This window comes from Methylobacterium sp. Leaf87, from assembly GCF_001422775.1.
Taxonomy (GTDB): domain Bacteria; phylum Pseudomonadota; class Alphaproteobacteria; order Rhizobiales; family Beijerinckiaceae; genus Methylobacterium.
The window spans coordinates 66976-85492 of the sequence record NZ_LMMI01000059.1 but is presented as its reverse complement, the minus strand read 5'-3'; the positions used below and the strand labels follow the sequence as shown (position 1 = coordinate 85492).

Sequence of the window (18517 nt, the reverse complement as noted above, 5' to 3'; positions counted from 1 at the left end):
TCGGCTCAGTACCGCGCCGCTTCGCCCCTCGGGCAACCGAGGGGCTCGCTGTCGGTTCGGAGAAACGGTGGGGGACTCGCAAGACGGGAGGGTGAAGCGGACCACGCTCGCCCCAGCGCACGCGTCCGTGACTTCGCGGCGGGCCGGACCGGCCTCAGTACGCTACCGTCCGGCTTCGATCTCGCAAATCACGCGGGCAAGCTCGGACAGGAGATAGCGTGCGCGCGGATCCCGGATCTTCTCGAACGAATCCCTGAAGATCTTATCCTCTGCATTGGCGCTCGAGCTCACGGGAGAAGCCAAAGCGCCCCGCTCGGCTGCGCTGTTCTCGGGCTTTCCATCGTAAAAGTAGCTGATATCGACACCCATCGTCTGAGCGATCTGGTGAAGCTTATCGGCCGCGATCCGGCTACGACCGCTTTCGTACTTCTGGACCTGCTGGAACGTCACGCCGAGCGCGTTACCGAGATTGGCTTGGCTCAGGCCAGCCGAACGCCGCAAGGATTTGATGCGGTGACCAATCTCACCTGCGGCAAACTCTTTGTTCGGCTCAGCCATAACGTCTTGCTCGATCTTGGTCTTTGTCACTGGCTTCACGAACGCCGTCCAGTTACCAGAAACCCATTCGTCACGTTCTCCAAGCCTCGCACATGCCTGGAACTCTGATCCGCGGCGAGCTGTAAGGGAGAAACAGCGAAGCGCCAATCCAACCCGGGTTTCACATTAAGGTGTTCGCCAGCGGATACCCGATCATAGGTTAAATTCACCGATCGAACTTTTTGCCGCAAACTCACCATTATTGTCTTTGCTACATCCTCGCTTCGGATAATGCAAGTTTTGCGTGTATGGAGACTTGGTCGACGCTGAATACCAAGCCCCCCGGCCATTCGATGTGCACGGACTTCGCCCGCCCAGGTATGACCGGCACTCCTACAGGCAAATAAGCCCGAAGGCCAGCATGCCACTCGGTCTGGAGTAAACTTCAAAATACTTAGGTAGCAAGCAATCCTCAAAATAAACTAGGTTCAGGATGACCTGATACTAAGATCAAGACAAACAAATTGAAATTTGGGTTGGGAAACAGCCATGATTTGGAGGGTATGGCAAACGGCGCCAGCGGTTGAGTTTATTTTTTTGCGGTATTTCGAAAAGGTGTAAAATTATAATGGATTGGACGGAGCGGCCAATGCCCTGGACGGGCGCACAAGGCGCGTCGTTCTCACCCCTCCGTTGCAAATGCGCCGCCTGCCCGATGCAAGAGCCGTCGAACGTCCCGTGCTCCGCAGCAACATCCGCATCGGATTCGCGCCCTTTCGTGGCGTACGAGAAAGCTTGAAATAGTACATCTGGCGAATGCTACTGAGGCGACATGTATCGCCAGATGAATCGCTATCCACATCCCCGAACATTCTTCAACGGAAGGCTTGGATGTTGCCAGAGCCAACCAGCCGTGTTTCTGGTGCCCCTCCGGACCACGCGATGATCGAGATCGATCAGGCACTTAACCACGACCGCTCGGCCTGCCATCGGGGGTACGCGACGACCGCCCCGATGCTTGTAGCCTCACGATCTTAAGCACTTTCAAACCATAGTCGCAGATCAACTGAAAGGCGAGTTTCTCTTCCATAACTTCGCACTAACATCGATCAGGTTCGATCGAAGCTAGAAGTTCGCACTCAGGCTGTGTCCTGGTTGCAAGACACGCAAGACAGGAGCGCGATGTCCATGGTGCATCCCACCCACGAGCAGGAACGGTTGGACGCCCTGCATCGCCTGCGCATCCTCGGGTCCACGCCCGAGCCGCATCTCGACGCCGTGTGCCGCATCGCCTCCGACATGTTCGACGTGCCCATGGTCCTGGTGCTCCTCGTCGATGAGACGCGCGTCTGGTTCAAGGCCAAGTGGGGTGTCGACGGGGAGGGCATCGACCGAGAGGGTGCGTTCTGCGATCTGACGATCCAGAATCAAGCCGGTTCACCGCTGATCATTCACGATCTCACGGGAGATCCCCGATCCGCCGAAAGTCCGCTCGTGGCCGGGCCACCCAATGCCCGCTTCTATGCCGGCGTGCCGCTCGCCCTGGGTTCCGGGTTCAACCTCGGCACCTTCTGCATCATGGACTGTACGCCGAGGCCGGATTTCACCGAGCGACACGCGCGCCAACTCAGGGACCTGGCCCTCATCGTCGAAGCACACCTGCGCCTTCACGAGGCTCGGGTCGACGGTGAGGCGGACGCGGCCAGGCGCCTCAAGGCGGAGTGCGCCTTGCGGGATAGCGAGCAACGCTTCCGGCTCCTGGCCGAGACCACCACGGATGTGATCCTGTGGTCGGGGCTCGATACCACGCGTCTGTACGTCTCGCCCTCCATCCGGACGGTACTCGGTTACACGCCCGAGGAAATGCTGGGCACGAAACCCCTCGACTTCGTTCATCCCGACGATGCGGGGAACTTCAGCCGCGTCCTCGACGACCTCACCAGCGGCCGGGTGGAGCATGCCTCCACCTGCCAGCGCTACCGGCGCAAGGACGGGACGTGGGTGTTCATGGACGTGTCGCAGAGCCTCGCGCGCGATCCCATGACGGGCGCACCGGCCGGATACGTGACCTCCCTACGCGACATCACCGAGCGCAAGGCCGATGAACGGCGCATCGCCCATCTCGCCCTGCACGATCCCCTGACGGACCTGCCCAACCGAACCCTGTTCTGGGAACGTCTGGCGGAGGAGACCCGTTACGCGGCGCAGCACGGCACCCGGGTCGCCGTCCTCACCTGCGACCTCGATCGGTTCAAGCTCGTGAACGACACCCTCGGTCATCCCGCCGGAGACCACCTGCTGCAGATCATCGCCGCGCGCCTCCTCGCCGTCGTGCGCGAAACCGACACGGTGGCCCGCCTCGGCGGCGATGAATTCGCCATCATCCTGGGCCGGATCGAGACGCGGGACGATGCAAGCATCCTCGCAAGGCGCATCATCGAGGCGATCAACCGCCCCATCGGCTTCAACGGCCACAGCATGAGCGTCGGGGCCAGCATCGGCATCGCCCTCGAAAGTGGGGGCGCCCTCGATGCCGTGGCGCTGTTCAAGCGCTCGGATATGGCCCTGTATCAGGCGAAAGCCGCCGGGCGGAACACCCACCGCTTCCACGATCCGGCGGCCGATCCGGCGTCGACGCAGCCGGGTCCCCTCAAGGCGGAGATGAAGGGCGCGATGAAGCGGGGTGGCTTCCTGCTGAACTACCAGCCCATCGTAGACCTGGCGACGGGTACCATCGCGGGGTTCGAGGCCCTGATGCGGTGGCGCCATCCCCGCAGGGGCGAACTCGCGCCGAGCGAGTTCATTCCGCTGGCCGAGGAGAGCGGCCTCATCATCTCCCTCGGCGCCTGGGTCCTGAAGGAAGCCTGCCGGGAGGCGGCCGCGTGGCCCGACCACGTGCGGGTCGCGGTCAACGTCTCGGCGCTGCAATTCCAGCAGATCAGCATGGAAGAGACGGTCCTGCACGCCCTCGCGGCCTCGGGCCTGCCACCGCACCGCCTCGAACTCGAGATCACCGAGACGATCCTGATGCAGAAGACCGAAACGGTGAGCAGGACCATGCGGCGCCTGCGCAAACTCGGGGTCCGCATCGCCCTCGACGACTTTGGAACCGGGTATTCGAGCCTGAGCTACCTGCACAACTTCAGTTTCGACACCATCAAGATCGACCGGTCTTTCGTGGTCGGCATGTCGAATCCACGGACCGTCGCCATCACGCGCGCGATCGTGGCGCTGGCGGTGGATCTCGGAGCCCGGGTGACCGCCGAGGGCGTCGAGACGGAGGAGCAGTTGGCCTTCGTGCGGGCGGCGGGCTGCACCGATGTACAGGGTTTCCTGTTCCATCCGCCGCAACCGGCCAAGGATATCGCACGGTTGATCGAAGGCGGTCCGGTCCGGCTCGCCGCCTGACTGCGGTTGCGGGAGGCGTGCATCCGGTCGAACGCCCGGACCCCGCCTCTCGCTATCGAGTGCGCGATTTCAGCTTTCCTTGAAGCCGTACTCGGGTACACCGTCCTCGTTGTCGTAATATTTGTAGGGCAGGAACTTACCCGAGAGATTCATCTTCACCCGGTCGCCCTTGTTGTTCGGCTCACGCTCCATGGTCATGTTGAAGTCGATGGCCGACATGATGCCGTCGCCGAAATCCTCCTGGATCAGCTCCTTCCAGGTGGTACCGTAAACCATCACCAGTTCGTAGAAGCGGTAGATCAGGGGGTCGGTGGGGGGCATCTGCGGAATCGAGCCGCGATACGGTGCCTCGTTGAGCATCCGCTCCTCGGCCTGGGTGAGGCCGAACAGGGCCGCCGCCTTCGCCGCCTGTGCCTTCGGCAGCTTCATCTGCCCCATGCACGCGGCAGTGATCAGGATCGGCGAAATGCCACCGATTTCGGCCTGAATATGCTTCCAGGTCCAGCCCTTCTCGCGCTTGATGTCGAGGAGCTTCTCGGTGAGGTCTTCACGCTTCATACTCGTCTCCAGATTGTCGCGGTCGCAGCGCCGCGAGGGGCGGCATCCATGCGCGGACCAACCTGTCATCAAGGGTCATGCCACCGCGCCCACGGCCCGAACGGGGTGGAACGGGTCACCGGACCGACCCCTGGACTCTCCGGTCAGGCGACGGCGCCTGCGACGGGTGCCCGTCTCAATGCACTTCCGTCGCGCGCTTGACCTTCTGCTCGCGCTTGTAGGCCGTGATCGCCGAAGCGCAGGCGGGCGTGAGCTTCTTGATGTTCTCCCGGAAGCAGGCCTCCACCTCAGGACCACCCGGCGCGTGGTCGCCGCAATGCTCGAGGTAATCCTCCGTACAGGACCGCTTGAGAACTTCGCGGATCGCCGAGGGATCTGCTTGCGCGACGGTCGGAACCAGAAGGGGACCGAGAAAGAGAAGTGTCTTCGTGAGGCGAGCCATGGGCGGAAGCATCCTATGCGAGACGATGGCACCAATCCGCCGGCCGGCAACGATCGATGAGTGAAACGGGACTGGCGGCTTCAGGCCTGAAGTATCGGGGCGCGATAGAAGATGCCGCTAGTCTCACCGGTGAGTTCGACGACCCAGGTCCGCGTCGCATTGCGGCTCGGCGGCGCCGTCCAGCGGCAGGCCCGGGCCAGCCGATCGGCCAGTTGCATCGCGTCGGCGAGGAGCGAGGTTTCGAGGGTCTGGGGGGCACGCCAAACCATCGCGTCGGCGGATCTGATTTGGAGACGATACACGGGACACACTCCTCGGAACGCCGAGAAGTACAGGCCTGCCCAGCGGTGGAGAGGCTTCTTCTAGGGATCGGTCGGGAACGCAGCAATCGTTTGGCGTTGCCTCAACGGTCCATTCTGATCGCGATAAATCCCAAACATGCTGTCCGCCTTCGCGGAGACGGATTAGCGGACCTCGACGAACCAGCGCTTGAAGCTCGCTTTCGGCGAAGCATCCCGGGCAGGACCTGCACCAGCGACCACGATGCGCTGGCGGAACTCGCCCGGCGTCATTCCGAACGCCTCCCGGAAACTGCGATTGGCGTGGTTCGCACTGGTGAAGCCGCTGGTCCAGGCGACCTCCCGGATGGAACGCACGTCGTCCCCACGGGACAGGGCCCGGCGCATCGGGTGGAGCCGGCGATGCCGCACCCGAGTCGCGACGCCGCCGAGGGGCTCGAACATACGGTACAGCACGCTGCGCGACACACCCGTCCGCAACGCGATCAACTCGGCGGTGAGATCGAGGCGAGCGGGGTTCGCTTCGATGGAGCCGGGCATTTGGCTGCGCTTTGCTGCATCAAAAAGCGGCATGCCGCTCACGTTTCCAGCACTGACTCCCAGTGTCGTGCCAAGCAGGGCGCCTAAGGTCGCGGTGGCGGTCGCCTCCGTCCGGTCTCCCGTGGTCGCACCAGTGCGCGCCAGAGATTGTAGAAGATCCCGAAACAGGGCGTTCCCGCTCGCTGGCAGCACCAAGCCGTGGAGATTGATGAACGGCGACACCATTCCGCGCACATCCTTGGCAGCTCCCCCGCGCCGCACGCGTCATGCGCAACACCGTCGCTCTGGAAGACGGCTTTCCCCTGATCCAGCCCGATGGCGTGTCGCGCCTCGAACCTGTCGATCCTCGCACCTCCGAACGCATCGACGTGTTCCGGTGGTCGCAATCGGCGCTGTTCGGCAACTATTCCACCGGCGGCGCCATCGCCCTGCGCACCCGGACGGGCCGCGAGATCGACGGCTACGAAGTCGGCACCGACCCCGGACAACCACTACGGGCTGGCGCGGCTCGGCTACGAGCAGGCCGGTGGCCCATTCAATGGGTTCGGAACGTTCGTCGAGGCCGTGGCCCAGGACGGGGCCTTCCGCGACAGCGCCGATCTGCTGACGACCCCCAGGCGACATGATCCTCAACGCCAGCGTGCCTTACGCCCTCGATCTGCCCGGCCCGTATGCCAAGCGAGTCATCCTCTATCTCGAAGCCCGCAACCTCCTCGACCGCACCTACGCGGCCTCGGCCCAGAACCTCGCCAACAGCGTCGATCCCCGAACCTGCCTGGAGAACGCGGCCGCGGTGCTCGCCGCCACGCCCGGCTCGGTGTCCTCGCCGGTGCCCCACGCAACATCGGCAGTGGGATGAAGCTGGCGTTCTGAACGCGGTCGTCAGGACATCCCTCGGCATCGACGTACCAGGTAGACCGACCGGTGAAATTCAGGGGCACGGTGGGGGCGCGCATCGTTGGATGGTTGTCTGATCGAAACCACCGGCCGGTGAACTTCGCGTTCGGCCAATCAAAAGTTGTCTACCGCTGGCGTCACCTGGGCGATGCATAAATGCATCGGCGACACCGAAAACCGAGCCGATGACGATGTAGGGAAACCTCAGCCTTGAGGCGGGCGAGAGCTTTTTTCCTGGGCGAATACGCTCGTTCCAGTCACGAAACCGCCGTACCGGTCCCGGGCATATCGAGCCGACTCGGTGCAGGCCGCCGCACCGGGATCCGCTCTGGTATCGCGCGGACGCACGTTGTGCAGGCAGAACCGGCGCCCCCGTCGCAGCCGCCAGTTAGAGGCCGCGCATGGAGGAGGGCACAGACCCGGACGAGGCGTGATTTTGTATTTTGGATTTGGAATAGATCCAGAACATAGCGCTTGCAGCGCTCGGCCGCCATGGCCAATGAAAAGAGTGCGCCGATGCCTGAAGTAGAACTATTCCAATCCGGCGCAGGCGTTCATCGAGTTCCAGTGCGAGTCAGAAATCCCGTGGATCACGTTCCTGCGAAGTCTTGCGAGATGCAGATTCAACCGAGCGGTCAACGCTTGATTGTCCTGGTGTTGCTTTCGAGCGTCGCCATGATCGGCCTGTCCGCCGGCGGGGCTTCTGCTCAGCCCGCTGCCCAGACCGTGACGCTCGATACCCTGTCCGTCGAGGGGGTTGGCCGCGGGCCGGCCGTCGCCGGAACCGATCCGGGGGGCGCCCTCGGAGCCGTGCCGGGTTACGTCGCCTCTCGCAGCGTGGTCGCCACGAAGACCGACACGCCGATCCTGGAGACGGCGCAATCGGTCTCGGTGATCGGGCGCAAGCAGATCGAGGACGCCAACGCGCTGACCATCAACCAAGCGCTGCGCTACACGCCCGGCGTCACCACGGAGCAACGCGGCGGAGCCGGCTCGACCCGCCTCGAACAGTTCCTTATTCGCGGCTTCAACGCTCCGGTCTTCCTCGACGGCATGGCGCTGCTCGGTGGGCGCGATGCCAACGCCAGTGTCGATCCCTACCGCTTGGAGCGCATCGACGTCATCAAGGGCCCGGCTTCGGTGCTCTACGGCCAGTCGGGTCCGGGCGGCATCGTCAACCTCGTCTCGAAGGTGCCGCGCTTCGTGGAGCACGGCGAGATCTTCGTGCAGGGCGGGGGATTCAACGAGGTCCGCGGCGGCGTCGATGTCGGCGGCCCAATCCATTCCGACGTGCCCGGTCTCGCCGACCAGTTCGCCTATCGCATCGTCGGCTTCGGCTGGAACGGCGACGGCCCCGTGGACACGACACGCGTCGAGCGTGTGCTGATCAACCCGAGCGTGACGTGGCGCCCGTCCTCCGACACCTCGCTGACCATCATCGGCAACTACCAGCGCGATCCGTTCTCGGGCTTCTACGGCGGCTTCCCGGCGGTCGGCACGGTGTTCCCGCGCAACTTCGGCAGCGGCGTCATCGGTCGCCTCCCCGTCAACTTCTACGACGGCGACCGCAACATCGAGCGCTCCGACCGCACCCAGGCCTCCATCGAGTACCTGTTCGACCACCGCGTGAACGAGAACCTCCGGTTCCACTCCGCCGGCCGGTACCTGCGCACGCAGGGCGACTACCGCAGCGTCTACAGCGCCTTCAGCCCACTCAACGGGCCCTTCGCGTCCGGCCCGCTGCTGCCGCGCGCGGTCATCGGCACACAGGTCGATGCCGAAGCCTACACCATGGACACCAACGCGGTGATGACCTTCGACACGGGCTTCATCGCCCATACGGCCTTGGTGGGCGTCGACCACCGTACCTTCAGCACCCGGACCCTCGGGACGCCGTTCCCGACGGCGCCGAGCCTCAACGCCCTCGCGCCGGACTACGCGATGAACATCGCGTTCCCGGCCTTCAACACCGCATCGCGTGTCGATGCGCAGCAGACCGGCGTCTACTTCCAGGACCAAGCGAAGTTCGACCGTCTCGTCCTCACGTTGGGCGGACGATACGATGTCGCGAGCCAGACCGGTCCGACCCGGTCCTTCAACCTCGCGAACAACACCAGCACCCTGACCCTTCAGGATGCGCCGGCCGATGCCTTCACCGGGCGCGCGAGCCTGCTCTACCTGTTCGATTCGGGCGTCGCCCCGTACGTGTCCTACAGCCAGGCCTTCGAGCCCATCGTCTCGGGACGAGTCTTCGACCCCGCCTTCGGCACCGTCGGACGCATTCCCAACCCCCAGCTGAGCGATCAGTACGAGGCCGGCATCAAGTATCAGCCCCCCGGCACCGACATCCTGCTCACCGCGGCGGCCTTCGACATCCGCCAGTCGAACCGGACCACAGCCGACACGACCCTCGGCCGTCCCACCGGCTTCGTGCTGCAGACCGGGCAGGTCGGCGTGCAGGGCTTCGAGTTCGAGGCACGGGCGAACCTCGCCGAAGGTCTCAGCCTCATCGGCGGCTTCTCGGTTCTCGACGCCGTCAACGTGCGTGACGACGGAAGGACCCTGAACGACCTAACCCAGCAGAACGTGGCCCTCGAAGGCCGCCGTCCCGTACTGGTGCCGGACAAGACCGCCTCGCTGCTGGCCACCTACCGCTTCCTCGACGGACCGATGCTCGGCCTCGAGATCGGTGGCGGCGTGCGCTACCTCGGACCGTCCTGGGGAGACGCCGCCAACACCTTCAAGGTGCCCGAGAGCGTGCTGGTGGATGCGACGGCCTCCTACGACCTGAAGTATCTCGATCCCTCGCTCCAGGGCTTCTCCATGCAGGTCAACGCCACCAACCTCCTCGACGAGCGCTACGTCAGTGGGTGTAACGGCTACACGAGCTGCTATTACGGCTTGCCGCGCACGGTCTACGCGACCCTGCGCTACCGCTGGTAAGGTTCAGGGAGCCGGACATGAAGAACGGCTTTCGCCAATCCATGGCCTGGCTGCACACCTGGGCCGGCCTCATCGTCGGCTGGGTGCTGCTGGCGGTCTTTGTGACCGGGACGGCGAGCTACTATCGGGCCGACCTCTCGCGCTGGATGCGGCCCGAGTTGCAGCATGTCTCGGCGGCCACCGATCCGGCCGCTTTGGCGAAGGCCGCCGAGATCGGCGTCGCCTACATGACCGAGCACGCGCCGAACGCCCGGATCTGGTTCATCGGCCTGCCCCGGGCCGAGAGCCCCGTCCTCGATCTGTTCTGGCGCACGAAGCCCGGCACGCCACCGGGCCATGCCGTCCTCGACCCGGTGACCGGTGCCCCGGCCCTCATGCGGGACACCAAGGGCGGCGATTTCCTCTACCGATTCCACTTCGAACTGCACATGCCGCCCCTCTGGGGCCGCTGGATCGTCGGCATCTGCGCGATGATCATGCTGGTGGCCATCGTGTCCGGCATCGTCACCCATCGGCGGATCTTCGCGGATTTCTTCACCCTGCGGCGGGACAAGTCGGCCCAGCGCGGCTGGCTCGACGCCCACAACGTCACCGGCGTGCTCGCCCTGCCGTTCCACCTGATGATCACCTACACGGGAATCGTCACCCTCGCGCTGATGTACATGCCGTGGGGCGTGACCACCGCGTATCGGGGCGACAATCAGACGTTCTACGCCGAGAGCGGACAGATCACGGCGCAACGCCCAGCCGCCGGGCGCCCCGGACAGCTCGCACCCGTCGGACCAATGGTGACCCGGGCGACGGCACTCGTCTCCGAGCCCCTCGAACGCCTCTCCGTCATCAACCCGAAGGACGCCAACGCCACCGTGGTGGCGGTGTTCGAGGAGCCGCACGGCCTGTCGCACGCGCATCCGCAGGTCGCCTTCGACGGCACAACGGGGGCCGTCGTGGAGGTCCTGCAGGGTGGTCTCAAGCCGGCAGCCGAGACCTTCACCACCATGGTCGGCCTGCACGAGGCGCATTTCGCCGGCACGGCCCTGCGCATTCTGTTCTTCGTCTGCGGCCTCATGGGCAGCGCCATGGTGGCGACGGGTCTGATCCTGTGGTCGGTGGCGCGCCTGCCGAAGCCCGGCACGCAGCCGTTCCTGGGATTGCGCCTGGTGCAGGCCCTCAACATCGGCACCGTCGCGGGCCTGCCGGGGGGCATCGCCGCCTACTTCCTCGCCAACCGTCTCCTGCCCGTCGGGTTGGTCGGCCGGGCCGATTGGGAGGTCTACGCCTTCTTCTGCACCTGGGCGCTCGCCATCCTGCTTCCCCTCGCCCGGCCGCAGCGCAGGGCTTGGGTCGAGGCGATGGCGGTGCTGGCGATGCTCACCCTCGCGGTGCCGGTGATCGACGTCGCCACCATGCCCGCGCACCCTCTTCGCGCGGGGACGGGCGATGCCGCGCTCTTCCTCTGGTTCGACGGCGTTCTGCTGGCGCTCACCGCCCTGTTCGCCCTCTGCGCCCGCAAGGTCGGACGTTACCAGGGGCCGGATGCGAACCGGCGCACCGCCACCGTGCAGGCGCCCCGCTCAACGATCGCACCCGCCGGACACCAAGCCGCCGAGCGTCACGCTGCCATGACCTGATCCGCGTCAGGACCTGATCCGCGTTAGGCCGTGGTCAAGCTCGGTGCCCGCCGCGCCGCGGTCTCGCGCAAGGAGCGGTCGGCGTAGGTGCCCTTCAGGGCCGCACGGCCGCCATGGTCGAACAGGTCGAGCATCAGCGCGCTGTGAATGAAGGCGAGGTGGCTGAACGCCTGCGGGAAGTTCCCGAGGAACGTCCCGTCCTCCGCCACCTCCTCGGCGTAGAGCCCGACATCGTTCTGAAGGGCGCGCAGGGCCTCGAAGCGGGTCCGGGCCTCGCCGTCGCGCCCGAGCCAAAGCAGGGCGTCGACGAGCCAGAACGCGCAGATCACGAACGTGCCCTCATGCCCCGGCAGCCCGTCGTCGGTCTCGTAGCGGTACACCAGATGATCGTGCCCGAGGCGGGCAATGATTTCGTCGACGGTGCGGGCGAAGACCGCCTCGTCCGCGGGAAAGCCCACCATGGGGGCGATGAGGAGCGCGGCATCGACATCGTCGCTACCGATGAACTGCGGATAGTAACCCGCCGCGTGAACCGCCTCTCCGTTGACGCAGGCGACGATCCGGTCGCGCTCACGACACCAGTCCGGCCGCTCGCCGAAAAGACGGATCGCCCGGTCGAGGGCGACCCAGTTCATGATCGCGGCATGGAGGTAGCGTTCCTCCGGCTTGCGCGGCTCCCACAGGCCGGCATCGGGCTCGTTCCAGTGCGCGGCCGAGAAGTCGGCGAGTTTCGCGCCGTGCGCCCGCATCGACCCGCTCAGGGTGCCGCCGAGGCGCTCGTAGAGATAGATGAGATCGAGCACCTGACCGTAGGCGTCGCTCTGGTGCTGCTCGGCCGCCTCGTTGCCATGGCGCACGGGCGCACTGCCGCGCCAGCCCTCGAAATGCGTGATGGTGCGCTCGGTGAGATCTGCCTCGCCGGCGATGCTATAGAGCGGCGCGAGGGCGCCGGTGTTGCGGTCGGCCAGATCGGCCACGAAGCCGAAGAACGCCTCCGCCTCTCCGATCATGCCGAACTTCTTCAGAACGTAGAACGACAGGCACGCGTCGCGGATCCAGCAGAAGCGGTAATCCCAGTTGCGAATGCCGCCGATCTCTTCCGGCAGCGAGGTCGTGGCCGCCGCCACGATGGCGCCGGTGGGCTCGTAGGTCAGGGCCTTGAGGACCAGGGCGGAGCGGATGAGTTCATCGGCGAGCGGCCCACGATAGGCCGCGTCCTCCGTCCACAGCGACCAGGCCCGACGTGTCTCCTGCAGCAGGTCGCGCAGCTTCGGCAGGGCAGCCGGGGTTGCATGGAGATAGAGCGCGAAGCCGACATCTTGGCCGCCCTCCACGGTGAAGCGGGCCACCGCGATGCCGTCCTCGACGGTGAACGCCGCATCGGACACGAGATGGGGGTGATCCGGGGCAGTCACCTGGCCGTCCGTAATCATCAGATCCGCGAAACTTTCCGCGAATCCGTCGAGGGGGCGGTAGAGCGTCACCATCGGGACGGCGCCGGACACACCGGTGACGAGGCGCACGAGGCGGGGGCGGTCCACGCCGGCCTGCCTCGGAACCATGAAGTCGTGCACGGTGACGAGGCCGCTCGGGGTGGTGAACGTCGTTTCCAGGATGTTGGTGCGGCTCACGTACTGCCGCGCCGTCTCGAATCGCTCCGCTGGCTGAAGGGTGAAGTATCCGCCGCGCGTCCGGTCGAGGAGCCGCGAAAAGGTCGGGTCCGCGTCGAAGCGTTCGAGGCAGGCCCAGTCGATACCGCCATCGCGGGCGACGAGGGCACAGCCCTCGCAGTTTCCGATGAGGGCATAGGCCTCGATGGGCTGGTAGGGCCGGTCGCCGAACGCTGTCATGGGGATCCTGTGCGGGGCACTGCTCGGCGGCCGCCCGCTCTGTGGAAATGTGGGATGCGGAACACCGGTTCAGTCAGGCGGTGAGACGGAACGCCGGTTCGAGCAGCCCGCGTGCACCGATGCCGACGAGGAGCGTCCGGCCGTGCTCCGGGTCTGCGGCACGCTCCGCCTCGTCCAGGCCCTCGTAGGCCGAGGTCACCAAAAGCTGGTCGAGGTCGCGCCCGGCGAAGGTCGGGCAGGTCGGCTGGCGCGGCGGCACCGGAACGGTGAGGATGCGGTCTCCCGCCGGGCTGTAGGCGTCGAGGCAGGCAGCACCGAAGCGCGCCGTCCAGATCACCCCGTCCGCGTCCACCGCCGCCCCGTCGATGCCACCGGGGCCGTCGCCGTGGTGGTAATGGGTGTCCGGCTCCCCCACCGGAATACCGGTGGCGGGATCGACGGCGACGCGCCGAAGCACGCCCTCCATTGTATCGACGAAGTATCCGACCCCGCCATCGGGCGAGAACGCGATACCGTTCGGGATCGTGATCCCGGAATACAGCCGCGTCACCCGGGTGCCGGCGACGTGATAGATCGCGCCGCGCCCCCGCTCGGCGTCGCGTCCCATGGTGCCGATCCAGAGGGCACCGCTCGGGTGCACGCGGCCGTCATTGGCACGGGTGGACGGATCGTCGTCCTCAAGGGCGCAGTGACGCGTCAGACGGCCATCTAAGGGCGTGCGGACATAGAGACCATCCTCACCCGCCAGGAGGTGGCGCGCTCCGTCGATAGCGGCGATGTAGCTGGCCATGAACGGCAAGTCGTGGACGCGTACGGGCCCGGCCCCCTCCCCAAGGGGCATTTCGAACAGGCGTCGGTCCAGGATATCGACCCACCAGGCCGTATCCGTTGCCGGGTCGTAGCTCGGCCCCTCGCCGAGATGGCACCGGGGGGCGTCGAGAACACGGATCGTCGGTTCGGTCGTCACCCGCATCTCCCGCTGTGATCGGCGGTCGATGACGCCCGCATGGGGGCAAAAGTTCCTTTCGGATCAACGCCAAAGGCCGATCGGTTGTGCTTATCCGCGCACGTTTGAGGCGCGCGGAAAATCCTTCCACCCCGCGCATCGACCTATCCCCCCTGCAGAACCGGCGACCCCCTGCGTGGCCAGACAGCACGCCTGACAGATCCAGCGGTTCGTGAAGTTCAATGGGCGGGCACCATGATTTCGTAAGAACTTCGTCAAGACTTGGACATTATTGCCGGTCACATGCACGGCCGGCCGCCGCAACGATCCACCGGATCGAACGGGCCGATATCGAACGCTCCCTTCCCCGTCGTTTTCCACACCCTGCATCGGGGCCGGCCCCGTGCCGGCTCGGCGGCCATCATAGGATATGAACCGTGAGCTTTACCGTCCACGCGCGGATTTCGCTGCGCGCGCTCTCGTACCAGCACGGTTCGATCGTCAGTGCCCTCGAGCAGGGGCTGTCCCTCCTGACCGCCGGCATGTCGGATGTCCGCATCGTCGATGCGAGTGGGCGGAGCCACAACCCGACGGCTCTCTACGCCGCGTTGTTCGGCCCCCGCTCCGCCGCTGCCGTTGCGACCGTCGAGGCCGAACCGTTGGTCCTGCCCCTGGCCGCCTGAAACCGGGCGTTTCCGTCACGGTCGACGACGGGGCCGACCTCGTGGAAGGATGCGGGCGGTCCGGTCTCCGTCGCGCGCGACATCGGCCCGGCTAAGCGATTTCGGCCCGGAGGTCTCGTGACGGAGGACGTCCATCCCTACGATCTCGCCATCATCGGCGGTGGGGTGAATGGCTGCGGTATCGCGCGGGACGCAGCGGGGCGCGGCGCGCGCGTCGTACTCTTCGAGCAGGGCGATCTCGCGGGCGCCACCTCGTCGGCCTCGACGAAACTCGTCCACGGCGGCTTGCGCTACCTCGAACAGGGTGCTTTCCGGCTCGTCCGCGAGGCGCTGATCGAGCGCGAGATTCTGTGGGGCATGGCCCCGCACATCATTCGCCCCTTGCGGTTCGTCCTGCCGCAGACGGCAGAGCAGCGCCCGGCCTGGCTCCTGCGCCTCGGGCTCTTCCTGTACGACCATCTCGGCGGCCGCCGTGACCTGCCCCCGACCCGCGCCTTCGACCTCGCCCGCGATCCCGCCGGATCGCCCCTGCGGGCCGGACCGTCGCGGGCATTCGAGTATTCCGATTGCTGGGTCGACGATGCCCGGCTCGTCGTTCTGAATGCCCTGGATGCCGCCGAGCGCGGTGCCGCGATCCACACCCGCACGAAAGTGATGCGGGCGCGTCGGACGAACGGTCTCTGGGAGATCGAGACGGGGGCGGCCGGAGGAAACGCCGTCGTGCGTGCCCGGGTGCTCGTCAACGCCGCCGGCCCCTGGGTCGCGGACGTGCTGTCGGGGATCGTCGGCCGCAACACGCGGGCCGCCATCCGCCTCGTCCAGGGCAGCCATATCGTGGTACCGGCCCTGTTCACCCATGACCGCGCCTACCTGTTCCAGAACGGCGATGGGCGCATCGTCTTCGCGATACCCTACGAGGGGGATTTCACCCTCATCGGCACCACCGACCGCGACTATGCCGGCGACCCGGCCCAGGTCGCGGCGGGCCCCGAGGAGATCGCCTATCTCTGCAATGCGGCGAGCCGGTGGTTTCGCGCACCCGTACGACCGGAGCACGTGGTCCGGAGCTTCTCGGGGGTGCGCCCGCTCCACGACGATGGGGCCGGCGCGGCCCAGGCGGCCACGCGCGATTACAGACTCGACCTCGATGCACCGGATGGCGAAGCGCCGCTGCTGTCGGTGTTCGGCGGAAAGATCACCACCTATCGGCGCCTCGCCGAGCACGCCCTCGACCGGTTGAAGACTCACCTCCCCGCTGCCCTGGCGCCGCCCTGGACAGCTGGAAGCACGCTTCCGGGCGGTGATTTCTCACGCGACGGGATGCCGACCCTGGTCGCAAGGCTTCGGGGCGCGGCGCCCTGGCTCGCCCCGGGGCATGCAGCGCGGCTGGCAGGGGCCTATGGGACCCGCGCGAGGGAAATTCTCGGGACCGCCACCGCTCCAGCCGGCCTCGGCGAAGTCTTCGGCGCCGACCTGACGCGGGCCGAAGTCGACTACCTCGTGCGGGTCGAATGGGCGCGCACCGCCGAGGACATCCTCTGGCGACGCTCGAAGCTCGGATTGCGCGTCCGGCCGTCCGAGGTTGCCACCCTCGACGCCTATCTCCACCGTGTCGCCAGCGCGGCCTGACGCCGATCGGAGGCTTGCCCATGCCCACTTTCGTCCTCTCCATCGACCAGGGCACCACCTCGACGCGGGCGATGCTGTTCCGGCCCGATCTTTCGGTGGCCGGGATCGCACAGGCCAAGATCGCCCAATCCTATCCGGCCCCGGGCTGGGTCGAACACGATCCAGAGGGCATCTGGGCGAGCGTGCTCACCACCGTCCGGGCGGTGCTGGCCCGCGCCGGGGTGGCGGCGGCGTCCGTCGCCGCCCTCGGAATCACCAACCAGCGCGAGACGACGCTGATCTGGAATCGCGCCACCGGTGCGCCGATCCATCCGGCCCTCGTCTGGCAGGACCGGCGCACGGCAGATGCTTGCGCGCGCCTGAAGGCCGAGGGGCACGAGCCCCTCGTCACCGCCCGCAGCGGCCTGATCCTCGACCCCTACTTTTCGGCCACCAAGATCGCCTGGCTCCTCGACACGGTGCCGGGCGCCCGCGCCAGCGCCGAGCGCGGCGAACTGGCCTTCGGTACGGTGGATTCCTGGTTGCTGTGGCGCCTCACCGGCGGCCTTCACGCCACCGACGCCACGAACGCCGCCCGAACCGCCCTGTTCGACATCCATCGCGGGACCTGGGACGACGATCTCTTGGGCCTGTTCGGCATTCCGCGCGCCCTGCTGCCGGAGGTGCGCGACTGCGCCGGGGATTTCGGCAGCACGCGGGCCGAGCTGTTCGGCGCCGCGATCCCCATCCGGGGTATCGCGGGGGACCAGCAGGCGGCGACCATCGGGCAAGCCTGCTTCACTCCCGGCATGGTCAAGGCCACCTACGGCACCGGGTGCTTCGCCCTTCTCAACACCGGCGCGGAGCCTCGCGCCTCCACCAACCGCCTCCTCACCACCATCGCCTATCAGTTCGCCGGTCGGCGCACCTACGCCCTCGAAGGCTCGATCTTCGTGGCCGGCGCCGCGATCCAGTGGCTGCGCGACGGGCTGGGTGTGATTCGTGACGCGGCCGAGAGCGGCCCCCTCGCCGCAAGGGCCGACCCGGCCTCCGAGATCTATCTCGTGCCGGCCTTCGTCGGCCTCGGCGCACCGCATTGGGAGCCCGACGTGCGCGGCGCCCTGTTCGGCCTCGTCCGCGACACGGGCCCGAAGGACCTCGCACGCGCCGCCCTCGAGAGCGTCTGCTACCAGACCCACGATCTCCTCGCGGCCATGCGGGCCGACTGGCCGCACGCGGAAACCGGAACAGTCCTGCGCGCCGATGGCGGAATGGCCGCCTCCGACTGGACCATGCAGCGCCTCGCGGACCTCCTCGGCCTACCCGTCGACCGGCCGGTGGTGCGCGAGACCACCGCGCTGGGGGCCGCCTACCTCGCCGGATGGCACGCCGGCCTGTATCCGGAACCCGACGACTTCGCCGGCCTCTGGCACCTAGACCGCCGCTTCACTCCCGCCATGCCGGACGCCGACCGTTCGGTGCGCCTCGATGGCTGGCATCGGGCCGTGCGGGCCCTGCGCGGCATGCGGGCGCCCCTGGAGGCGGTCGAAGGCCCCCTGCCCTGAAGGATCTCCGTCGAACGCCCCGACGCACGCCGACCGCGACGTCGTCGACAGATGGCTCGCCGGAACTGGCGACGGGCCCCGTAGCTCCGTTCGCGCCCGGCACCCGGGCGATCGCCGTGATGCGCAACGCAATCCGCGACAGTCAGGCGGTGGCGCCGTAGACCTTGTCGGCGCGGGCTTCGAAAGCATCCGTGAACTTGCGGAAAGCCCGATCGAACATCGTGCCCATGAGGAGGCCGAGGGTCCGGCTCTTGAATTCATAGGTGATGAAGAAGTCGACGTTGCACCCACGCCCGTCCGCCTCCTTGAACAACCAGCGGTTCTCGAGGTGGCGGAACGGGCCGTCGATGTATTCGGCAATGATCTTCAGGTTCGCCGGATCGAGGGTCACCCGGGTCGTGAAGCGCTCGCGGATCGCCTTGTAGCCGACCCCCATCTCGGCCACGAGAATCTCGGTGCCGTTCTCACCCGACTGCCGACGCAGGACGCGTAAGGATTCGCACAGCGGCAGGAACTCGGGGTAGCGCTCCACATCGGCGACGAGGTCGTACATCGCGCGCGGGCTGTGCCGCACGAGGCGGTCGATACGAAAAGACGGCATGCGGGGCTT

At 66.5% G+C, this 18517-nt stretch carries 16 protein-coding genes; 8 read left to right on the top strand and 8 right to left on the bottom strand.

What is annotated here, in order from left to right:
- Nucleotides 1-162: 162 nt before the first annotated feature.
- On the bottom strand, nucleotides 163-597 hold the full coding sequence (locus tag ASF22_RS20360) for a helix-turn-helix transcriptional regulator (RefSeq protein ID WP_156368916.1): 435 nt from the start codon (nucleotides 595-597) through the stop codon (nucleotides 163-165).
- A gap of 1128 nt (nucleotides 598-1725) precedes the next feature.
- On the opposite strand from ASF22_RS20360, the gene ASF22_RS20355 reads away from it, so the two are divergent.
- A complete protein-coding gene (locus ASF22_RS20355) occupies nucleotides 1726-3945 on the top strand; it encodes an EAL domain-containing protein (RefSeq protein WP_056267737.1) in 2220 nt (739 codons plus the stop codon).
- Nucleotides 3946-4014: 69 nt separating this feature from the next.
- On the opposite strand, the gene cynS is transcribed toward ASF22_RS20355, so the two are convergent.
- The 4 genes from cynS to ASF22_RS23495 all read right to left on the bottom strand — a co-directional run bounded on the left by cynS (nucleotide 4015) and on the right by ASF22_RS23495 (nucleotide 6009).
- On the bottom strand, nucleotides 4015-4503 hold the full coding sequence (gene cynS / locus ASF22_RS20350; protein ID WP_056175899.1) for a cyanase: 489 nt from the start codon (nucleotides 4501-4503) through the stop codon (nucleotides 4015-4017).
- Nucleotides 4504-4678: 175 nt separating this feature from the next.
- The gene (locus tag ASF22_RS20345; RefSeq protein WP_056267734.1) at nucleotides 4679-4945 is read right to left on the bottom strand and encodes a hypothetical protein; all 267 of its coding nucleotides are present in this window, start codon (nucleotides 4943-4945) and stop codon (nucleotides 4679-4681) included.
- Nucleotides 4946-5025: 80 nt separating this feature from the next.
- Nucleotides 5026-5214 carry a hypothetical protein gene (locus ASF22_RS20340; protein ID WP_056267729.1) on the bottom strand — a complete coding sequence of 63 codons (189 nt, stop codon included), beginning with the start codon at nucleotides 5212-5214 and terminating at the stop codon, nucleotides 5026-5028.
- 195 nt (nucleotides 5215-5409) lie between these two features.
- Nucleotides 5410-6009, bottom strand: coding sequence for an AraC family transcriptional regulator (locus tag ASF22_RS23495; protein WP_082483878.1), 600 nt, complete (start codon nucleotides 6007-6009; stop codon nucleotides 5410-5412).
- A 41-nt stretch (nucleotides 6010-6050) separates the two neighbouring features.
- Here ASF22_RS23495 and ASF22_RS25090 point away from each other — a divergent pair, with 41 nt between their 5' ends.
- From ASF22_RS25090 to ASF22_RS20320, 4 genes are all read left to right on the top strand, one after another.
- A complete protein-coding gene (locus ASF22_RS25090) occupies nucleotides 6051-6410 on the top strand; it encodes a hypothetical protein (RefSeq protein WP_244474360.1) in 360 nt (119 codons plus the stop codon).
- Nucleotides 6407-6643, top strand: coding sequence for a hypothetical protein (locus ASF22_RS20330; RefSeq protein ID WP_056267724.1), 237 nt, complete (start codon nucleotides 6407-6409; stop codon nucleotides 6641-6643). The genes ASF22_RS25090 and ASF22_RS20330 overlap by 4 nt, the downstream gene beginning before the upstream one ends.
- A gap of 653 nt (nucleotides 6644-7296) precedes the next feature.
- Nucleotides 7297-9624 carry a TonB-dependent siderophore receptor gene (locus tag ASF22_RS20325; RefSeq protein ID WP_056267722.1) on the top strand — a complete coding sequence of 776 codons (2328 nt, stop codon included), beginning with the start codon at nucleotides 7297-7299 and terminating at the stop codon, nucleotides 9622-9624.
- Between the two features lie 17 nt (nucleotides 9625-9641).
- Nucleotides 9642-11255: a PepSY-associated TM helix domain-containing protein gene (locus ASF22_RS20320; protein WP_056267719.1), complete on the top strand. Its 1614-nt coding sequence runs from the start codon at nucleotides 9642-9644 to the stop codon at nucleotides 11253-11255.
- Between the two features lie 23 nt (nucleotides 11256-11278).
- On the opposite strand, the gene ASF22_RS20315 is transcribed toward ASF22_RS20320, so the two are convergent.
- The gene (locus ASF22_RS20315) at nucleotides 11279-13105 is read right to left on the bottom strand and encodes a glycoside hydrolase family 15 protein (RefSeq protein ID WP_056267716.1); all 1827 of its coding nucleotides are present in this window, start codon (nucleotides 13103-13105) and stop codon (nucleotides 11279-11281) included.
- A 73-nt stretch (nucleotides 13106-13178) separates the two neighbouring features.
- A complete protein-coding gene (locus ASF22_RS20310; protein WP_244474359.1) occupies nucleotides 13179-14072 on the bottom strand; it encodes an SMP-30/gluconolactonase/LRE family protein in 894 nt (297 codons plus the stop codon).
- A gap of 416 nt (nucleotides 14073-14488) precedes the next feature.
- Here ASF22_RS20310 and ASF22_RS20305 point away from each other — a divergent pair, with 416 nt between their 5' ends.
- From ASF22_RS20305 to glpK, 3 genes are all read left to right on the top strand, one after another.
- A complete protein-coding gene (locus ASF22_RS20305; RefSeq protein WP_056267709.1) occupies nucleotides 14489-14734 on the top strand; it encodes a hypothetical protein in 246 nt (81 codons plus the stop codon).
- 117 nt (nucleotides 14735-14851) lie between these two features.
- A complete protein-coding gene (locus ASF22_RS20300; protein ID WP_056267706.1) occupies nucleotides 14852-16363 on the top strand; it encodes a glycerol-3-phosphate dehydrogenase in 1512 nt (503 codons plus the stop codon).
- A 20-nt stretch (nucleotides 16364-16383) separates the two neighbouring features.
- Nucleotides 16384-17907: a glycerol kinase GlpK gene (gene glpK, locus ASF22_RS20295; protein WP_056267704.1), complete on the top strand. Its 1524-nt coding sequence runs from the start codon at nucleotides 16384-16386 to the stop codon at nucleotides 17905-17907.
- 142 nt (nucleotides 17908-18049) lie between these two features.
- Here the strand turns inward: glpK and ASF22_RS20290 are convergent, their stop codons facing one another.
- Nucleotides 18050-18508 (bottom strand): type II toxin-antitoxin system RatA family toxin, encoded by a 459-nt coding sequence (locus ASF22_RS20290; protein ID WP_056175869.1) that lies wholly within the window; start codon nucleotides 18506-18508, stop codon nucleotides 18050-18052.
- Nucleotides 18509-18517: the final 9 nt, after the last annotated feature.